The sequence below is a fragment of the Variovorax sp. dw_954 genome (genome assembly GCF_018449755.1).
In the GTDB taxonomy this organism is placed as follows: domain Bacteria; phylum Pseudomonadota; class Gammaproteobacteria; order Burkholderiales; family Burkholderiaceae_C; genus Variovorax.
Genome location: NZ_JAAVVD010000026.1, coordinates 95,625 through 114,916, shown reverse-complemented (window position 1 = coordinate 114,916; position 19,292 = coordinate 95,625). Strand labels below are relative to the sequence as shown.

The window sequence follows — 19,292 nt, the reverse complement described above, 5'->3', positions numbered from 1 at the left end:
GTCCGGCGCAAAGAGTACCGGAGGGGTATAGCTCAATTGGCAGAGCGTCGGTCTCCAAAACCGAAGGTTGTAGGTTCGATTCCTACTGCCCCTGCCACCTGAGGGTGGCGCCGAGAACCAGGCAAAAAGCCCGTCGCTACCACGACGGGCTTCGGCGTTGACAGATGCCGCAATGAATTGAAGGCCGACAGGCCAGGAAACACCGCCCCAAAGATGGCTACTACTCAAATTGAAACCGTGAGCACCGGCGCTGACAAGGCCAAGTTGGCTGCGGCCGTTGTGTTGGCGGTGGGCGCCATTGTTGCGTTCTACCTGCTCTCGAAGCAAGGTGGCGTGGTGCAGTGGATCGCCCTGCTGGTGGGTCTGGCTGCTGCCGTCGGCGTCTTTGCAAGTTCGGAGAACGGCAAGCAGCTGATCGCCTTTGGCCGCGACTCGTGGCGCGAGGTCAAGAAGGTTGTCTGGCCGACCCGCAAGGAAGCTGTCCAGATGACGGCCTATGTGTTCGGGTTCGTGGTGATCATGTCGATCTTCCTTTGGCTCACCGACAAGACCCTCGAATGGGTGTTTTTTGACCTCATTCTGGGTTGGAGAAAGTAATGACCGAAGAAGTTGAAGTTTCGTCGGAAGTGACGTCGGCCCTGCCGCCGTCGGCCAATCCGGACCTGCGCTGGTATGTCGTCCACGCCTATTCGGGCATGGAAAAGGCGGTCGAGCGCAATATTCTCGAGCGCATCAACCGCGCGGGCATGCAGAGCAAGTTCGGCCGCATCCTGGTGCCGACCGAAGAAGTGGTCGAGATCAAGAATGGCCAGAAGCGCACCACCGAGCGTCGTTTCTTCCCGGGCTATGTCCTGGTCGAAATGATCATGGACGACGAGAGCTGGCACCTGGTGAAGCACACCAACAAGGTGACGGGCTTCGTCGGCGGCGCCAAGAACCGTCCGGCCCCGATCTCGCAGAAGGAAGTCGAGGACATCGTCAACCAGATGCAGCAGGGCACCGAGAAGCCGCGCCACAAGGTGGAGTTCGTCGTGGGCGAATTCGTGCGCGTCAAGGAAGGCCCGTTCACCGACTTCAACGGCACCGTCGAGGAAGTGAACTACGAGAAGAACAAGGTGCGCGTGTCCGTGATGATTTTCGGACGCGCCACGCCGGTGGAGTTGGGCTTCGCCGAGGTCGAAAAGACTTAAGGGAACCAAAACCCGCCTGGCGGGTCTTTGTATTTCCGTGTTTCCTTGCAAACCGACTCGGCAAGGAACGTAGCAGCAAGAGTCGTCAACCCCGGGGAGCCGCTGCCAGAAGCACGGCGCTATCACCCGCAAGGAGCAAGTCATGGCGAAAAAAATCGTCGGCTTCATCAAGCTGCAAGTGCCAGCTGGTAAGGCCAATCCCTCACCGCCGATCGGTCCCGCACTGGGCCAACGCGGTCTGAACATCATGGAGTTCTGCAAGGCGTTCAACGCGCAAACGCAGAGCTACGAGCCGGGTCTGGCGCTGCCGGTGGTCATCACCGCTTTCGCCGACAAGAGCTTCACCTTCATCATCAAGTCGCCGCCGGCCGGCGTCCTGATCAAGAAGGCCATCAAGCTGGACAAGGGCTCGGCCCGTCCGCACACCGACAAGGTCGGCAAGATCACGCGCGCACAGCTCGAAGAGATCGCCACCACCAAGATGAAGGACCTGACCGCGGCCGACATGGACGCAGCAGTTCGCACCATCGCTGGAACTGCCCGCTCGATGGGCGTGAATGTGGAGGGCGTGTAAATGTCCAAGGTTACGAAGAAGCAAAAGGCGCTGGCCGGCAAGGTCGACAGCAACAAGCTGTACCCGCTGGTCGATGCCATCGGCATCGTCAAGGAAGCCGCTACCGCCAAGTTCGATGAATCCATCGACGTGGCCGTGCAACTCGGCATCGACGCGAAGAAGTCGGACCAGGTGGTGCGTGGCGCTGTCGTGATGCCCAACGGCACCGGCAAGACCAAGCGGGTGGCTGTGTTCGCCCAAGGCGCCAAGGCTGAAGAAGCCAAGGCCGCCGGCGCCGACATCGTCGGCATGGACGACCTGGCTGCCATGGTCAAGGCTGGCGACATGCCTTTCGACGTGGTCATCGCAGCGCCAGACGCCATGCGCGTCGTCGGTACGCTCGGCCAGATCCTTGGCCCGCGCGGTTTGATGCCCAACCCGAAGGTTGGCACCGTGACCCCGGACGTTGCCACTGCCGTCAAGAACGCCAAGGCTGGCCAGGTCCAGTTCCGCGTCGACAAGGCCGGCATCATCCACGGCACGATCGGCCGTCGCTCGTTCGACACCGACAAGCTGCAAGGCAACCTGGCTGCGCTGATCGAAGCGCTGGTCAAGGCCAAGCCGGCATCGAGCAAGGGTGTGTACCTGCGCAAGGTGGCTGTGTCGTCGACGATGGGTGTGGGTGTCCGCGTGGACACGCAAACCATCTCGGCCTGAGACGGCAAGTAATTTGCCCCGCCGGTCAAACGGCAGGGCGATGTGGTGGGTCGCAGCAACCGTCAAAGGTCGCTGCGGGCCATCCAAGACCGCTGGTGAGCAGGGCAGCCTGCTCTTAATTGCCTCCTCCGTGCAAGAGGCGATCAGCGCAGATGGCGATCCCGCCGCAAAGGATTTTGTTTCCTGAACGGTTGGTCGCTGCATGTAGCGCAATCCGAGGCCCTGGCCGAAGGTTGCATTAAAAGGAGTAGACCTTGAGTCTGAATCGCAGTGAGAAAGAAGCGGTCATCAGTGATGTGACCAGCCTCGCCGCAAAAGCTCAAACGCTCGTGATGGCGGAATACCGTGGCATCACGGTGGCCGATATGACCAAACTGCGCGCCGAAGCACGCAGCAAGGGTGTGACCCTCAACGTGTTGAAGAACACGTTGGCACGCCGTGCTGTTGCTGGTAGCCCGTTTGAGATCGTCGGCGACCAGATGACCGGTCCGTTGATCTATGGCTTCTCCGAAGACGCTGTGGCTGCCGCGAAAGTGGTGGCCGATTTCGCGAAGACCAACGCCAAGTTGGTCATCCGCGGTGGCGCATTCGGTGGCAAGGCCCTGGACGTCGAAGGCGTGAAGCAACTGGCCAACATCCCTTCCAAGGAAGTGCTGCTGGCGCAATTGCTGGGCTTGATGCAATCCCCCATTTCCCGCACCGCCCGCGTCCTCGCGGCACTCGCGGAAAAGCGTGGTGGTGGCGAAGCACCTGCAGAAGAAGCGGCTCCGGCCGAAGCACAAGCCGCTTGAAGCGCTTGTGTTGAAACATTCAACCCAATTGTTAGGAAACAAAAATGGCATTCGATAAAGACGCATTTCTGACCGCGCTGGACAGCATGACGGTCCTGGAACTCAACGACCTGGTCAAGGCCATCGAAGAGAAGTTCGGCGTGAGCGCCGCTGCAATGTCGGCTCCCGCCGCTGGTGGTGGCGCCGCTGCCGCTGTCGTCGAAGAGAAGACCGAGTTCAACGTCATGCTGATGGAAGCTGGCGCGAACAAGGTTTCGGCGATCAAGGCAGTTCGCGAAATCACCGGCCTGGGCCTCAAGGAAGCCAAGGACCTGGTCGAAGCCGCTCCCAAGGCTGTCAAGGAAGGCCTGTCGAAGGCTGACGCTGAAGCCGCCAAGAAGAAGCTGGAAGATGCCGGCGCCAAGGTGGAACTGAAGTAATTCAGTCCCTCTAAGGGCTGGAGGCGCCTGGAAAGGCCCTCCAGCCTTTCGCGCTTTCAGAGCGCACCCGAAAAGGGCCCTTGCAAGCCGATCTGCAAGGCGTTTTTCGAGTGTTTTCTGACCCCGACTGCAGAAGACCCCTTGGTTCGGGTGATGTGCAATGCATCACCGTCCGCCAACGGCTGGTAGTGGCCAGCCGCCAAGGAGTGGTGCATTTTGCATCCGAACCAAGTCGCTGAAGATCTCAAGCTCCGGAGCTCTCATGGCCTACTCATACACAGAACGCAAGCGCATCCGAAAAAGTTTCGGCAACCGCGACAGCGTCGTTGAAATCCCGTACCTGCTGCAGATGCAGAAAGACGCGTACACCGCGTTCCTGCAAGCCGGCATCGCCCCGCAAAAACGCACCGTCGAAGGCCTGCAGGCCGCATTCGACGCGGCCTTCCCGATCGTCTCGCACAACGGTTTCGTCGAGATGAAGTTTCTCGAGTACAACCTCGCGAAACCCGCCTTCGACGTGCGCGAGTGCCAGACCCGCGGCCTCACGTTTGCCTCGGCCGTGCGCGCCAAGGTGCAGCTGATCATCTATGACCGTGAGTCGTCGACATCGCAGTCGAAGGTGGTCAAGGAAGTGAAGGAACAAGAGGTCTACATGGGCGAAGTGCCCCTGATGACCGAGAAGGGTTCCTTCATCATCAACGGCACGGAACGCGTGATCGTGTCGCAGCTGCACCGCTCGCCGGGCGTGTTCTTCGAACACGACAAGGGCAAGACCCACTCCAGCGGCAAGCTGCTGTTCTCGGCCCGCGTGATTCCCTACCGCGGCTCGTGGCTCGACTTCGAATTCGACCCGAAGGACATGCTGTACTTCCGCGTCGACCGTCGCCGCAAGATGCCGGTGACGATCCTGCTGAAGGCCATCGGCCTGAACCCGGAATCGATCCTCGCGAACTTCTTCGTGAACGACAACTTCCGCCTGATGGACAGCGGCGCGCAGATGGAATTCGTCGCCGAGCGCCTGCGCGGCGAAGTGGCGCGCTTCGACATCACCGACAAGGCCGGCAAGGTCGTGGTCGCCAAGGACAAGCGCGTCACCGCGCGCCACACGCGTGAACTCGAGCAGTCGGAAACCACGCACATCAGCGTGCCGGAAGACTTCCTCGTGGGCCGCGTGATCGCCCGCAACATCGTCGACGCCGACTCGGGTGAAATCCTCGCCAAGGCCAACGACGAGCTGACCGAAGCGCTGCTGAAGAAGCTGCGCACGGCTGGCGTGCAGGACATCCAGGTGATCTACACCAACGAACTCGACCAGGGTGCGTACATCTCGCAGACCCTGCGCATCGACGAAACTGTCGACGAGTTCGCTGCACGTGTCGCCATCTACCGCATGATGCGCCCCGGCGAGCCGCCGACGGAAGACGCGGTGCAAGCGCTGTTCCAGCGCCTGTTCTACAACCCGGACACCTACGACCTGTCGCGCGTCGGCCGCATGAAGTTCAACGCCAAGGTCGGCCGCGACGAATCGACCGGCCCGATGGTGCTGACCAACGAAGACATCCTGGCCGTGGTCAAGATCCTCGTGGACCTGCGCAACGGCAATGGCGAAGTGGACGACATCGACCACCTCGGCAATCGCCGCGTGCGCTGCGTCGGTGAACTGGCCGAAAACCAGTACCGCACCGGCCTGGCCCGCATCGAGAAGGCCGTGAAGGAACGTCTGGGTCAAGCGGAACAAGAGCCGCTGATGCCGCACGACCTGATCAACAGCAAGCCGATCTCGGCCGCGCTGAAGGAATTCTTCGGTGCCTCGCAGCTGTCGCAGTTCATGGACCAGACCAACCCGCTGTCTGAGATCACCCACAAGCGCCGCGTGTCGGCTCTTGGCCCGGGCGGTTTGACGCGTGAACGTGCCGGCTTCGAAGTGCGCGACGTGCACGTGACCCACTACGGCCGCGTCTGCCCGATCGAAACGCCTGAAGGCCCGAACATCGGCCTGATCAACTCGCTGGCCCTGTATGCCCGCCTGAACGAATACGGCTTCATCGAGACGCCATATCGCCGCGTGGTCGACAGCAAGGTCACGATGGACATCGACTACCTGTCGGCCATCGAGGAAGGCAAGTACGTCATCGCCCAGGCCAATGCGGTCCTGGACAAGGACGGTGTGCTGACCGGCGACCTGGTCTCGGCGCGTGAAGCCGGCGAATCGATCCTGGTCGGTGCCGAACGCATCCAGTACATGGACGTGTCGCCTGCGCAGATCGTGTCGGTGGCTGCCTCGCTCGTGCCCTTCCTGGAGCACGACGATGCGAACCGCGCATTGATGGGCGCCAACATGCAGCGCCAGGCCGTGCCTGTGCTGCGTCCTGAAAAGCCGATGGTCGGCACCGGCATCGAGCGCGTCTCCGCGGTCGACTCGGGCACCGTGGTCACGGCCACCCGTGGCGGTATCGTCGATTACGTCGACGCGACCCGCATCGTGGTGCGCGTGAACGATGCCGAAGCGCAAGCCGGCGAAGTCGGCGTGGACATCTACAACCTGATCAAGTACCAGCGTTCGAACCAGAACACCAACATCCACCAGCGTCCGATCGTCAAGCGCGGCGACAAGATCGCCAAGGGTGACGTGGTGGCCGACGGCGCATCGACCGACCTGGGCGAACTCGCCCTGGGCCAGAACATGCTCATCGGCTTCATGCCGTGGAATGGCTACAACTTCGAAGACTCGATCCTGATCAGCGAACGCGTCGTGGCAGAAGACCGCTACACCTCGATCCATATCGAGGAACTGGTGGTGATGGCCCGCGACACCAAGCTGGGCGCAGAAGAAATCACCCGCGACATCCCGAACCTGGCCGAGCAGCAGCTCAACCGCCTGGACGAGTCCGGCATCATCTACGTCGGCGCCGAAGTGCAACCCGGCGACACGCTGGTGGGCAAGGTCACGCCGAAGGGCGAGACCACGCTGACGCCGGAAGAGAAGCTGCTGCGCGCGATCTTCGGCGAGAAGGCTTCCGACGTGAAGGACACCTCGCTGCGTGTGGACCAGGGCTCGCAAGGCACCGTGATCGACGTGCAGGTGTTCACCCGCGAAGGCATCACGCGCGACAAGCGCGCCCAGCAGATCATCGACGACGAACTCAAGCGCTTCCGCCTTGATTTGAACGACCAGCTTCGCATCGTCGAAGCCGACGCGTTCGACCGTATCGCCAAGCTGCTGAACGGCCGTGCCGCCAACGGCGGCCCGAACAAGCTGGCCAAGGGCACGAAGATCGACAAGGCCTACCTCGACTCGGTCGAGAAGTTCCACTGGTTCGACATCCGCCCGGCGGAAGATGATGTGGCCTCGCAGCTCGAGTCGATCAAGAACTCGCTGGAGCAGACGCGCCACAGCTTCGACCTGTCATTCGAAGAGAAGCGCAAGAAGCTCACGCAAGGCGACGAACTGCCCGCGGGCGTGCTCAAGATGGTCAAGGTCTACCTGGCCGTCAAGCGCCGCCTGCAACCCGGCGACAAGATGGCCGGCCGTCACGGCAACAAGGGTGTGGTGTCCAAGATCGTTCCGGTCGAAGACATGCCGCACATGGCCGACGGTACGCCGTGCGACATCTGCCTGAACCCGCTGGGCGTGCCTTCGCGGATGAACGTGGGCCAGGTGCTGGAAGTGCACTTGGGCTGGGCCGGCAAGGGCATCGGCCAGCGCATCGGCGACCTGCTGCAGCAAGAAGCCAAGGTGGCCGAGCTGCGCAAGTTCATGGAACAGCTCTACAACGGCTCGGGCCGCAAGGAAGACCTGAGCCAGCTGAGCGATGGCGACGTGCTCGAGATGGCGCAGAACCTGCAAAACGGCGCGACCTTCGCGACCCCGGTGTTCGACGGTGCCTCGGAAGAGGAAATCCGCGGCATGCTGAAGCTCGCCTTTCCGGACGACATCGCCAAGCTCAAGGGCCTGACCGATACGCGCACCCAGGCGTACCTGTACGACGGCCGCACCGGCGACCAGTTCGAGCGTCCCGTCACCGTCGGCTACATGCACTTCCTGAAGCTGCACCACCTGGTCGACGACAAGATGCACGCCCGTTCCACCGGTCCGTACTCGCTCGTCACGCAGCAACCGCTGGGCGGCAAGGCCCAGTTCGGTGGCCAGCGCTTCGGTGAAATGGAAGTGTGGGCACTGGAAGCCTACGGCGCCGCCTACGTGCTGCAGGAAATGCTGACGGTGAAGTCCGACGACGTGGTCGGCCGCACCAAGGTCTACGAGTCGATCGTCAAGGGCGAACACTCCATCGAAGCCGGCATGCCGGAATCGTTCAATGTGCTGGTCAAGGAAATCCGTTCCCTGGGCCTGGACATCGAACTCGAACGCTCATAAGCAGACAAGGAAAGAGTCACATGAAGTCATTACTCGACCTGTTCAAGCAATTCACGCCGGATGAGCATTTCGATGCCATCAAGATCGGCATGGCTTCGCCCGAGAAGATCCGTTCGTGGTCTTTCGGCGAAGTGAAGAAGCCCGAGACGATCAACTACCGCACCTTCAAGCCTGAGCGTGACGGCCTGTTCTGCGCCAAGATCTTCGGGCCCATCAAGGACTACGAATGCCTGTGCGGCAAGTACAAGCGCCTCAAGCACCGCGGTGTCATCTGCGAGAAGTGCGGCGTCGAAGTCACGCAGACCAAGGTTCGCCGCGAGCGCATGGGTCACATCGACCTGGCCGCACCGTGCGCGCACATCTGGTTCCTGAAGTCGCTGCCGTCGCGCCTGGGCCTGGTGCTCGACATGACGCTGCGCGACATCGAACGCGTGCTGTACTTCGAAGCCTACGTGATCACCGACCCCGGCATGACCCCGCTGAAGAAGCGCGACATCATGTCCGAGGACGACTACGACGCGAAGCGCAAGGAATACGGCGATGAATTCGTTGCCAAGATGGGCGCCGAAGGCATCAAGGACCTGCTCGAAGGCATCGAACTCGACAGCGAGATCGAGCGCCTGCGCGGCGACCTGACCGGTTCCGAAGTCAAGGTCAAGAAGAACTCCAAGCGCCTGAAGGTGTTGGAAGCCTTCCGCAAGTCGGGCATCAAGCCCAACTGGATGGTGCTGGAAGTGCTGCCCGTGCTGCCGCCGGACCTGCGTCCGCTGGTGCCGCTGGACGGCGGCCGCTTCGCGACCTCCGACCTGAACGACCTCTACCGTCGCGTCATCAACCGCAACTCGCGCCTGCGCCGCTTGCTGGAGCTGAAGGCTCCGGAAATCATCGCGCGCAACGAAAAGCGGATGCTGCAGGAAGCGGTTGACTCGCTGCTGGACAACGGCCGTCGCGGCAAGGCCATGACGGGCGCCAACAAGCGTGCGCTTAAGTCCTTGGCCGACATGATCAAGGGCAAGAGCGGTCGTTTCCGCCAGAACTTGCTGGGCAAGCGCGTGGACTACTCGGGCCGTTCGGTCATCGTGGTGGGCCCGACGCTCAAGCTGCACCAGTGCGGCTTGCCGAAGCTGATGGCGCTTGAACTGTTCAAGCCCTTCATCTTCTCGCGCCTCGAAGCCATGGGCATCGCGACCACGATCAAGGCTGCCAAGAAGGAAGTCGAATCGGGTACGCCGGTGGTCTGGGACATCCTTGAGGAAGTCATCAAGGAACACCCGGTCATGCTGAACCGTGCGCCAACGCTGCACCGATTGGGCATCCAGGCCTTCGAGCCGATCCTGATCGAAGGCAAGGCCATCCAGCTGCACCCACTCGTCTGCGCGGCCTTCAACGCCGACTTCGACGGTGACCAGATGGCTGTCCACGTACCGCTGTCGGTGGAAGCACAGATGGAAGCCCGCACGCTGATGCTGGCCTCCAACAACGTGCTGTTCCCGGCGTCGGGCGAACCGTCGATCGTTCCGTCGCAAGACGTGGTGCTGGGCCTGTACTACACGACCCGCGACCGCATCAACGCCAAGGGCGAAGGCCTGATCTTCTCCGACATCGGCGAAGTCCAGCGCGCGCTTGACGCCAACGTGGTCGAGCTGACCGCCAAGGTCGCCGTGCGCATCACCGAGTATTCGAAGGACAAGGAAACCGGCGTGTTCACCGCGTCGACCTCGCTCGTCGATACGACCGTGGGCCGCGCGCTGCTGTCCGAGATCCTGCCGAAGGGCCTGCCGTTCTCGAACATCAACAAGGCGCTGAAGAAGAAGGAAATCTCCAAGCTCATCAACGTCTCGTTCCGCAAGTGCGGCCTGAAAGAGACCGTCGTGTTCGCCGACAAGCTGTTGCAGAACGGCTTCCGCCTGGCGACCAAGGCCGGTATCTCGATCGCCATCGACGACATGCTGGTGCCCGCCGAAAAGCACGGCATCATCGAGCGCTCGGCCAAAGAAGTGAAGGAGATCGAGCAGCAGTACGTGTCCGGTCTGGTCACCTCCGGCGAACGCTACAACAAGGTGGTGGACATCTGGGGCAAGGCCGGCGACGAAGTGTCGAAGGTCATGATGGCCAAGCTGTCGAAGCAGCGCGTCATTGATCGCCACGGCAAGGAAGTCGAGCAGGAATCGTTCAACTCGATCTACATGATGGCCGACTCGGGCGCTCGCGGTTCCGCCGCGCAGATCCGCCAGGTCGCCGGCATGCGGGGCCTGATGGCCAAGCCTGACGGCTCCATCATCGAGACGCCGATCACCGCGAATTTCCGCGAAGGCCTGAACGTGCTGGAGTACTTCATCTCCACCCACGGTGCCCGTAAGGGTCTGGCCGACACGGCACTGAAGACGGCGAACTCGGGTTACCTGACCCGTCGTCTGGTCGACGTGACGCAGGATCTGGTCGTGACCGAGCAGGATTGCGGCACGCACGGCGGCTACCTGATGCGCGCGATTGTCGAAGGCGGTGAAGTGATCGAGTCGCTGCGCGACCGTATCCTCGGCCGCTCGGCTGCGGAAGACGTGCTGCATCCGGAAAACCGTTCGGTGCTGCTGAATGCCGGCCAGATGTTCGACGAAGACAACATCGAGGAGCTCGAAGCGCAAGGCGTCGACGAAGTCAAGGTCCGCACCGCGCTGACCTGCGACACGCGCTTCGGCATCTGCGCGACCTGCTACGGCCGTGACCTGGGTCGCGGCGGCCTGATCAACATCGGCGAAGCCGTCGGTGTGATCGCCGCGCAGTCGATCGGCGAACCCGGTACGCAGCTGACGATGCGGACCTTCCACATCGGTGGCGCCGCTTCGCGCGCTGCCATCGCGTCCAGCGTGGAAGCCAAGTCGAACGGTTCGATCGGCTTCAACGCCACGATGCGCTACGTGACCAATTCCAAGCAGGAGTTGGTGGTGATCTCGCGTTCCGGCGAAATCATCATCCACGACGAGCATGGCCGCGAGCGTGAGCGTCACAAGGTGCCGTACGGCGCGACGCTGGCGGTGAAGGCCGACCAGACGATCAAGGCCGGCCACGTGCTTGCCAACTGGGACCCGCTGACCCGACCCATCATCACCGAGTTCGCCGGCAAGACCCACTTCGAGAACGTCGAAGAAGGCCTCACCGTCGCGAAGCAGGTCGATGAAGTGACGGGCCTGTCGACCCTGGTCGTGATCGACCCGAAGCGCCGCGGTGCCGCCAAGGTGGTTCGTCCGCAGGTGAAGCTCATCGACGCCTCCGGCGCCGAAGTGAAGATCCCCGGCACCGACCACTCGGTGACGATCGGCTTCCCGATCGGCTCGCTGGTGCAGATCCGCGACGGCCAGGACGTGGGCCCCGGCGAAGTGCTGGCCCGCATCCCGGTCGAAGGCCAGAAGACGCGCGACATCACCGGCGGTCTGCCGCGTGTGGCCGAGCTGTTCGAAGCCCGTTCGCCGAAGGACAAGGGCACGCTGGCCGAGATGACCGGTACCGTGTCGTTCGGCAAGGAAACGAAGGGCAAGGTCCGCCTGCAGATCACCGATCCGGAAGGCACGGTCCACGAGGAACTCGTGCTCAAGGAAAAGAACATCCTGGTGCACGAAGGCCAGGTGGTGAACAAGGGCGAAAGCGTCGTCGACGGTCCGGCCGATCCGCAGGACATCCTGCGCCTGCTGGGTTCGGAAGAACTGGCGCGCTACATCGTGGACGAAGTGCAGGACGTGTACCGCTTGCAAGGCGTGAAGATCAACGACAAGCACATCGAGGTGATCGTTCGCCAGATGCTGCGTCGCGTCGTGGTCGACAACATCGGCGACACGAACTACATCTCGGGTGAACAGGTCGAACGCAGCGAAATGCTCAACACCAACGACGCCCTGCGCGCCGCTGGCAAGATCCCCGCGACGTTCACCAACCTGCTGCTCGGTATCACGAAGGCCTCGCTGTCGACGGACTCGTTCATCTCCGCCGCATCGTTCCAGGAAACGACGCGCGTGCTGACCGAAGCCGCGATCATGGGCAAGCGCGACGAGCTGCGCGGCCTGAAGGAAAACGTCATCGTCGGCCGCCTGATCCCCGCAGGCACCGGCATGGCGTACCACCAGGCCCGCAAGGTGAAGGACCAGATGGACGAGGCCGAGCGCCGCGCCATCGCCGAGTCCGAAGCCGCAGAGCTGGCCGGCGACAGCGCGGCTGCCAGCGCCGACGAGCCGGCAACGGCCACCGCCGATGCCGGCGAAGGAGCCGCTGCCGCCAGCGAGTGATCGCCCGCGCAACCCGGCCATGACCCCATGACCGGAACCAGACGCCCCCTTTTCGCTCGCGCGGATCGGGGGCGTTTTTCATGCCTCAGAGACAAACCCCATGAATCTCCTGCCTGAAGGCTGGCCCTGGTGGATCGCCGGCGCGGTGGCGCTGTTCTGGTTCATTGGCGCGCACAACCGGCTGGTGCGCCTGCGTTCGACGGCGCTGCAGGCCTATGGTGCGCTCGACGCCGCCTTGATGCGTCAACTCGATTTCGTGCAGAACCATGTGATACAGACCGAGCCGGGCGCCTTCGGCCCGGGTGAGCTGACCAGCGCGGCATCGCTGCGCGCGGCGGCCCGGCAATTCGGCAACATGCTGGGCGCCACGCGCAAGCGCCCGCTGGATCCGCAGCCGATGGCGGCGCTGGGGACCGCGCTGCACGCGATGCTGGCGGCCTGGCAGCGACAGCATGGTGACCCGGCGATGGTGTTCGAGGCCGACGGCACGCTCTCGCGGCCCGCGCCCCTGGGCAGCGACGGCGACGATCCTGCCGTCGCTTCGGTCGCCGTGCCGATCGCTTGGCCCGAAGCGTCGGCCGCACCGGAGATCGCGCGTGGCCAGTTCAACCAGGCGGTGCTGAACTACAACGCGGCCATCGCCCAGTTTCCGGCGATGCTGATGGCGTTCATCTTCGGCATGCGCCGCGCAATGCCGCTGATCTGAAAAGAAGCCGCAGGGAAGCGTTCGGCGGTGCTTCGGGTTGTTACCATCAACCGCTTGCGAGACCTCACCGCCCCCCCTTCCAGTTCGACACCGCCCCATCTGGGGCCTCCGCTGTGGCGCCAGTTGCAGTTGACTGCGCAGGCCATCGCGGCGATTCGCGCCGGGACCTCGGGCAGTGCCGCCTTTGAAGCGGTGGAGCCCGCGCTGCGGCCGGGCGTGCAGGCGCTCGGCTTCCAGGCGCTGCGCTGGCTGGGCCGTGCCGAGGCGCTGCGGCGCCAGCTTGCCAAGCGCACGCCGCCGCCCGGCGCCGATGCCTTGCTCTGCACCGCCCTGGCGTTGGGATGGGATGCCGCGCGTGCGCCCTATGAGCCTTTCACACTGGTCGACCAGGCGGTCGAGGCCGCCAAGCGCGACCCGGCGACGCGGGCGCAAGGCAGTTTCATCAACGCCTGCCTGCGCCGCTTCCTGCGCGAGCGCGACGACCTGGTCGCCGCGACCGATCACGAGCCGGTGGCGCAATGGAACCATCCGCGCTGGTGGATCGAACGGCTGCGGCGCGATCATCCGCGCGACTGGCAGCGCGTGCTGGAGACCAACAACCAGCAACCGCCGCTCACGCTGCGCGTGAACACGCGCAAGACCTCCCAGGGCCTCTACCTGCAGACGCTGTCGGCCGCAGGCATGGCGGCCACCCCGGTGGCGGCGAGCGGTGTCCAGCTCGCGCGGGCGCGCCCCGTCACGCAGTTGCCGGGCTTTGCCGAAGGCGAGTTCTCGGTGCAGGACAGCGCCGCGCAACTCGCCGCGCCCTTGCTGCTCGACGGGCTGCGTCCGGGCGAATCTCAAGTCGATGTGGCTTTGCCATCTCGACTTGATCCCCCTCGGGGGGCGGACCGGGCGAAGCCTGGGCCTGGGGGCTCGGTACCCCTGCGCGTGCTCGACGCCTGCGCCGCGCCCGGCGGCAAGACCGCACATCTGCTGGAATATGCCGGCGACATGCCCATCGAGGTCACGGCGCTGGAGATCGACGCCGGCCGCAGCAAGCGTATCGGCGAGACATTGGCGCGCCTCGGCCTGAGTGCCGACGTGCTGGTGGCCGATGCCGTCCGCCCGGAGCAGTGGTGGGACGGCCGGCTCTTCGACGCCATCCTGCTCGATGCGCCGTGCACCGCGTCGGGCATCGTGCGGCGCCATCCCGACGTGCGCTGGTTGCGGCGCGAAAGCGACATCGAGCAGTTGGCCCTCCAGCAAGCCATGCTGCTGGCGGCGCTGTGGCCGCTGGTGCGGCCCGGAGGGCGCCTTCTCTATTGCACCTGTTCGGTGTTCAGGCAGGAAGGCGCGCACCAGATCGAGGCGTTTCTTGCGCACAACACCCATGCCCGTTTGCGGCCTTCGCCCGGCCATTTGCTGCCCCAAAGCGGCGGCAACGTGCGCGGCGTCCCGGACAATGGGCTGGGTGAACACGACGGTTTCTTCTACGCCTTGCTTGAAAAACCAGCCCGCTAGCCGGCGCGGCTGGCCGATCGCAGCCTGGATCGGCGCGTTATGGCTGGTGTTCCTGGCGGCATGGCTGCCAACCCCGGCGGCGGCGGAGGCGGCCGAGGTCACGCAGATGAAGCTGGAACGCAGCGGGGATGCCGTGTATCTCACGGCTGCCGTGCAATTTGAACTGCCAACACTCGTGGAAGAGGTGCTCGACAAGGGCATTGCTGTCTATTTCGTCGCGGAGGCGGAGCTCTACCGCGAGCGCTGGTACTGGACGGACGCCCGCATCGCCCAGGTGGCACGCTACATGCGCTTGGCCTACCAGCCCCTCACACGCCGCTGGCGCCTCAACGTGTCACCCGTGCCCATCACCAACGCCGGCTTCGGCGCGACCCTGAACCAGAACTTCGACACGCTCTCCGATGCGCTGGATGCGGTCAAGCGCGTCGGCCGGATGCGCATGGGCGATTCCAGCGACATCTCCGACGACGCCGTGCATCCGGTCCAGTTCCGGTTCCGCCTCGACACCTCGCAACTGCCGCGGCCCTTCCAGATCGGCCTGGCCGGCCAGACCGACTGGAACATCGCAGCGGAACGCGCCGCCAAGCTGACAGTAGGGAAGCCGCCGTGACCCCCGGCCCGGGCCAGGCGCCGCACGGCGACCGCCGCAACCCGCCCCACACGCACCACACGCGCCGCACAAAGGCCGTACGTTGGGCGATGGGCGTTGGCGCCGCGGCGATCACCGCCATCGGGCTGGTGATGATGTTCCTGCTGGCGCAGGCCACCAACAACCGCGCGCTCTACGAACGCAACTACGCGCTGCTGTTCGGCATCAACGTCGTGGTCGCGATCTTCCTGTTGCTGGTGCTGGTCTGGGTCGCGTTCCGCCTCATCCAGCGCCTGCGGCTCGGCAAGTTCGGCAGCCGCCTGCTGATCAAGCTGGCGGCCATCTTCGCGCTGGTCGGCGTGGTGCCGGGGGCGCTGATCTACGTGGTGTCGTACAACTTCATGTCGCGCTCCATCGAGAGCTGGTTCGACGTCAAGGTCGAGGGCGCGCTGGACGCCGGCCTCAACCTCGGCCGCGCGACACTCGATTCGCTGACCGAGGACCTGTCCAGCAAGGCGCGTGCGGCCAGCGTGCAACTGGCCGAAGTGCCGGATACCAGCGCAGGCCTCGTGCTCGAGCGCATCCGCGACCAGCTCGGCGCGAGCGACGCGGTGCTCTGGACCGGCAGCGGCCAGCTCGTGGCCAGCGCGGGCACCTCGCGCTTCCAGCTCAATCCGGAGCGGCCGACCCCGCTGCAGTTCCGCCAGGCGCGCACCGAGCGCGGCGTAGCGCACATCGAGGGGCTGGACGAGGCATCCCCGCCGGGCCTGACGCCGCCGCCTGCGACCGTGCATGCGCTCAACATCGTGCAGCGGACAGGCTTCGAGTTCAGCACCGATCCGCGCTTCCTGCAGGTGACGCGCCCGATCCCGCCCGCCCTGGTGGCCAACGCGCTGGCGGTGCAGGAGGCCAATCGCGAATACCAGGAGCGCGCTTTGGCGCGTGGCGGGCTGCGGCGCATGTACATCGGCACGCTCACGCTGTGCCTGTTCCTCGCGGTGTTCGGCGCGGTGCTGCTGGCGGTGCTGTTCGGCAACCAGCTGGCCCGACCGCTGCTGGTGCTGGCCGATGGTGTGCGGCAGGTGGCCGGCGGCGACCTGCGGCCCACCACCGTGCTGCAGACCCGCGATGAATTGGGCGGGCTGACGCGCTCCTTCGCGGTCATGACCCAGCAACTGGCCGATGCGCGCGGCGCGGTCGAGAAGACCATGGGTGAACTCGATGCCGCGCGCGGCAACCTGCAGACCATCCTCGACAACCTCACCTCCGGCGTGATCGTGCTGGACGCGGCCGGCACGGTGCTGCAGACCAACCCCGGCGCCACGCGCGTGCTGCGGGCGCCTCTGGCGGCCTTCGAGGGCCAGCGACTGGTGGCGGTGCCGGGGCTCACGGATTTTGCGCAGGACGTACAGCAGCAGTTCGACGACTTCCAGGTCGAGCACCTGCAGCATGGTCTCGACCACTGGCAGCATGCCTTCGAACTGCACCCGCCCGGCGGCGGCATGGCGCAGGACACCATCAACATCGTCGCCCGCGGCGCGCAGCTGCCGGGCAGCGCGCGGCTGCTGGTGTTCGACGACATCTCCGAGATCGTCTCGGCCCAGCGCGCGCAGGCCTGGGGCGAAGTGGCGCGGCGGCTCGCGCATGAGATCAAGAACCCGCTCACGCCGATCCAGCTTTCCGCCGAGCGCCTGCAGATGAAACTCAACGGCAAGGTCGAGCCGCCGGAGCAGGCGATCCTCAACAAGTCGGTGAAGACCATCGTCGACCAGGTCGATGCGATGAAGCGGCTGGTCAACGAATTCCGGGACTATGCGCGCCTGCCGGCGGCAGAGCTCAAGCCGGTCGACCTCAACGCGGTCGTGATCGACGTGCTGAGCCTCTACGAGACCGAGGCCGCAGCGGTGCCGGTGCACACCGAACTCGATGCGCGCTGCCCGCCGATACGCGGTGACGCGCAGCAGTTGAGGCAGGTCATCCACAACCTGCTGCAGAACGCGCAGGACGCCACCGAGACGGCCCAGGGCGGCAAGGGCAGTGGAGAAGTCATCGTTCGCACTCGCCTGGACGACGCGGGCAAACGCGTGCGACTGACGATGCAGGACAGCGGCCATGGCTTTGCGGAGAACATCCTCAAGCGCGCCTTCGAGCCCTACGTCACCACCAAGTCCAAGGGCACCGGACTGGGGCTTGCGGTGGTGAAGAAGATTGCCGACGAGCACGGTGCACGCGTCGAACTTTCCAATCGTGTCATCGATGGGGCTGTAGTGGGGGCGCAAGTCTCGCTATCATTCGCGCTGGCGGCAGATCTGCCAGCCACTCCCGCAACACCCGACGAACATTCGCCTACCACTGCCGCCTGAGCGCGCACACCGAAGCATTCATGGCAAACATTCTTGTCGTCGACGACGAGCTGGGTATCAGAGACCTGCTATTCGAGATCCTTAACGACGAAGGCCACAACGTCGAGCTGGCCGAAAACGCCGCGGAAGCGCGCGCGGCCAGACAACGTGCGCGGCCCGACCTCGTCCTGCTGGACATATGGATGCCCGACACCGATGGCGTCACGCTCCTCAAGGAGTGGTCGACCGCTGGCTTGTTGAGCATGCCCGTCATCATGATGAGCGGGCACGCGACCATCGACACCGCAGTCGACGCCACGCGCATCGGCGCCTTCGCCTTCCTTGAGAAACCCATCACGTTGCAGAAGCTGCTGAAAGCGGTGGAGCAGGGCCTGGCCCGCGAGAGCGCCCGCCGCGCCGCCGCCAGCGTGGTGCCGACCACCAGCCACTTCGCCGCCGCGGTGACCACCACCGGCGACCACGGCCTGATGCCGCTGCCGACGGCGGCGCTGGTCGTCGAGGCCGGCCCGCGCGCCAACCAGACCTTCGACCTGGACCGGCCGCTGCGTGATGCACGCGATGGTTTCGAGAAGGCGTACTTCGAGTTCCACCTGGCAATGGAGAACGGCTCCATGACCCGCGTGGCCGAGAAAACCGGCCTGGAACGCACCCATCTTTATCGCAAACTCAAACAATTGGGCGTCGATCTTTCGAGAGGGCGCAGAAGCGCTGTATAATCGAAGGCTCCATACCAAGGCCCGGTAGCTCAGTTGGTAGAGCAGCGGATTGAAAATCCGCGTGTCGGTGGTTCGATTCCGCCCCAGGCCACCAGTCTTCCAAGCCCCTGATTCTTTGCGAAATCAGGGGCTTTTTGACGTCTGGTGCTGGGCGTGCCCCGCATCTTCAACCTCCGGATCGGACTCGTACGAGCGCGCGCAGATCACGTCGTACGCCTTTTGCGACTGGATGTTCCGCGACATCTACCTGCAGCCACCGGCGCAGGCAGCGTCGGTGAGTTCCTCGTCGACCTTCAAGGACTTCCCGCCGAGGCAGAGGACCGCGAGCTTCGGTTTGAACCAGGTGCTCGCGGAGTGACGGGGGCAGTCATGCGCAAGCTGATGCCAGCGCCAAGGGCCGGTGCGTCCCGGGCGACGCCGAGGCCGCTGTGCCTGGCGCCTGGATCAGCGCGCGGCCGACGTGTCGTTGTGCACGGTCGGCGCGTCCGCCCCTTACGGCAACCGCACCTTCGCAATCCCGCCCAGGAACAGGTCCGCGACGATCGGCGCCATCGCGTCGTAGTCCAGTTCGCCGTCGGGCTTCATCCAGGTGAACATCCAGTTGATCATGCCGAACAGCAGCATGGTCAATGGCTTGGACAGGTGCGCGCTGGGCTGGCCTTCGCGCATTTCCGACACCGCCCGCGCAAAGCCGGCGACGACGTGGCGCTCCTTGTCGAGCACGCGCTCGCGGTCTTCGGGCTCAAGGAACTTGACGTCCTCGGTCAGCACCCGGTGCGCGTCCTGTGCGTTGGCGTACTCGGCCACGATGCGGTGGATCAGGTGGCGCAGCCTGGCCTCGCCGTTCAAGTGGGCGGAGGCCTCGTCGTCGATCAGGGCCTGCAGGCGCGACACGTGCCCTTCGGCAATGCTGACGAGCAGGCTGTACTTGTCCTTGTAGTAGTGATAGAGGGAGGCCTTCGACAGCCCGCAGGCCTCCGCCACCTGGTTCATCGACGCCGATGCATAGCCCCGCCGGGCGAACAGCGCGGCGGCGCGGGACAGGATCATCTCCCGCTGGTCTTCGTAGGTGGCAGCTCGTCCGCGCGGCATGTCG

Annotated in this window: 15 protein-coding genes and 2 tRNA genes; 16 read left to right on the top strand and 1 reads right to left on the bottom strand. The window is 64.3% G+C overall.

Translation table 11 applies throughout. From position 1 onward, the window contains the following. The first annotated feature begins 21 nt into the window (after window positions 1–21). From HB681_RS30460 to HB681_RS38435, 16 genes are all read left to right on the top strand, one after another. A tRNA-Trp gene (locus HB681_RS30460) sits at window positions 22–97 on the top strand. 116 nt (window positions 98–213) lie between these two features. Beyond that, window positions 214–597, top strand: coding sequence for a preprotein translocase subunit SecE (gene secE / locus HB681_RS30455; protein WP_213958621.1), 384 nt, complete (start codon window positions 214–216; stop codon window positions 595–597). Continuing rightward, window positions 597–1,190, top strand: coding sequence for a transcription termination/antitermination protein NusG (gene nusG / locus HB681_RS30450; RefSeq protein ID WP_213958620.1), 594 nt, complete (start codon window positions 597–599; stop codon window positions 1,188–1,190). The genes secE and nusG overlap by 1 nt, the downstream gene beginning before the upstream one ends. Window positions 1,191–1,332: 142 nt before the next feature. Continuing rightward, complete coding sequence (gene rplK / locus HB681_RS30445; protein WP_213958619.1) at window positions 1,333–1,764, top strand: 50S ribosomal protein L11; 432 nt, start codon at window positions 1,333–1,335, stop codon at window positions 1,762–1,764. Beyond that, window positions 1,765–2,460 (top strand): 50S ribosomal protein L1, encoded by a 696-nt coding sequence (gene rplA, locus HB681_RS30440; protein WP_213958618.1) that lies wholly within the window; start codon window positions 1,765–1,767, stop codon window positions 2,458–2,460. A 254-nt stretch (window positions 2,461–2,714) separates the two neighbouring features. Then, complete coding sequence (rplJ, locus tag HB681_RS30435; RefSeq protein WP_213958617.1) at window positions 2,715–3,251, top strand: 50S ribosomal protein L10; 537 nt, start codon at window positions 2,715–2,717, stop codon at window positions 3,249–3,251. Between the two features lie 44 nt (window positions 3,252–3,295). Further along, the gene (gene rplL, locus HB681_RS30430; protein ID WP_213958616.1) at window positions 3,296–3,670 is read left to right on the top strand and encodes a 50S ribosomal protein L7/L12; all 375 of its coding nucleotides are present in this window, start codon (window positions 3,296–3,298) and stop codon (window positions 3,668–3,670) included. Window positions 3,671–3,932: 262 nt separating this feature from the next. Continuing rightward, window positions 3,933–8,045, top strand: a complete 4,113-nt coding sequence (gene rpoB / locus HB681_RS30425) for a DNA-directed RNA polymerase subunit beta (protein WP_213958615.1) — start codon at window positions 3,933–3,935, stop codon at window positions 8,043–8,045. Window positions 8,046–8,065: 20 nt separating this feature from the next. Next, the gene (gene rpoC / locus HB681_RS30420; RefSeq protein ID WP_213958614.1) at window positions 8,066–12,319 is read left to right on the top strand and encodes a DNA-directed RNA polymerase subunit beta'; all 4,254 of its coding nucleotides are present in this window, start codon (window positions 8,066–8,068) and stop codon (window positions 12,317–12,319) included. A gap of 100 nt (window positions 12,320–12,419) precedes the next feature. Then, the gene (locus HB681_RS30415; RefSeq protein ID WP_213958613.1) at window positions 12,420–13,025 is read left to right on the top strand and encodes a lema family protein; all 606 of its coding nucleotides are present in this window, start codon (window positions 12,420–12,422) and stop codon (window positions 13,023–13,025) included. Between the two features lie 99 nt (window positions 13,026–13,124). Then, complete coding sequence (gene rsmB / locus HB681_RS30410; RefSeq protein WP_213958629.1) at window positions 13,125–14,528, top strand: 16S rRNA (cytosine(967)-C(5))-methyltransferase RsmB; 1,404 nt, start codon at window positions 13,125–13,127, stop codon at window positions 14,526–14,528. 43 nt (window positions 14,529–14,571) lie between these two features. Then, window positions 14,572–15,138 (top strand): DUF4390 domain-containing protein, encoded by a 567-nt coding sequence (locus HB681_RS30405; protein WP_256735160.1) that lies wholly within the window; start codon window positions 14,572–14,574, stop codon window positions 15,136–15,138. Between the two features lie 89 nt (window positions 15,139–15,227). Continuing rightward, window positions 15,228–17,480: an ATP-binding protein gene (locus tag HB681_RS30400; protein ID WP_213958628.1), complete on the top strand. Its 2,253-nt coding sequence runs from the start codon at window positions 15,228–15,230 to the stop codon at window positions 17,478–17,480. A 20-nt stretch (window positions 17,481–17,500) separates the two neighbouring features. Then, window positions 17,501–18,196 (top strand): response regulator, encoded by a 696-nt coding sequence (locus HB681_RS30395; RefSeq protein WP_213958611.1) that lies wholly within the window; start codon window positions 17,501–17,503, stop codon window positions 18,194–18,196. Between the two features lie 18 nt (window positions 18,197–18,214). Further along, window positions 18,215–18,290: transfer RNA gene (locus HB681_RS30390), tRNA-Phe, on the top strand. 135 nt (window positions 18,291–18,425) lie between these two features. Then, window positions 18,426–18,554, top strand: coding sequence for a hypothetical protein (locus HB681_RS38435; RefSeq protein ID WP_256735158.1), 129 nt, complete (start codon window positions 18,426–18,428; stop codon window positions 18,552–18,554). A gap of 134 nt (window positions 18,555–18,688) precedes the next feature. Here HB681_RS38435 and HB681_RS30385 read toward each other — a convergent pair whose 3' ends face one another. Further along, a complete protein-coding gene (locus HB681_RS30385; RefSeq protein WP_213958610.1) occupies window positions 18,689–19,288 on the bottom strand; it encodes a TetR/AcrR family transcriptional regulator in 600 nt (199 codons plus the stop codon). Window positions 19,289–19,292: the final 4 nt, after the last annotated feature.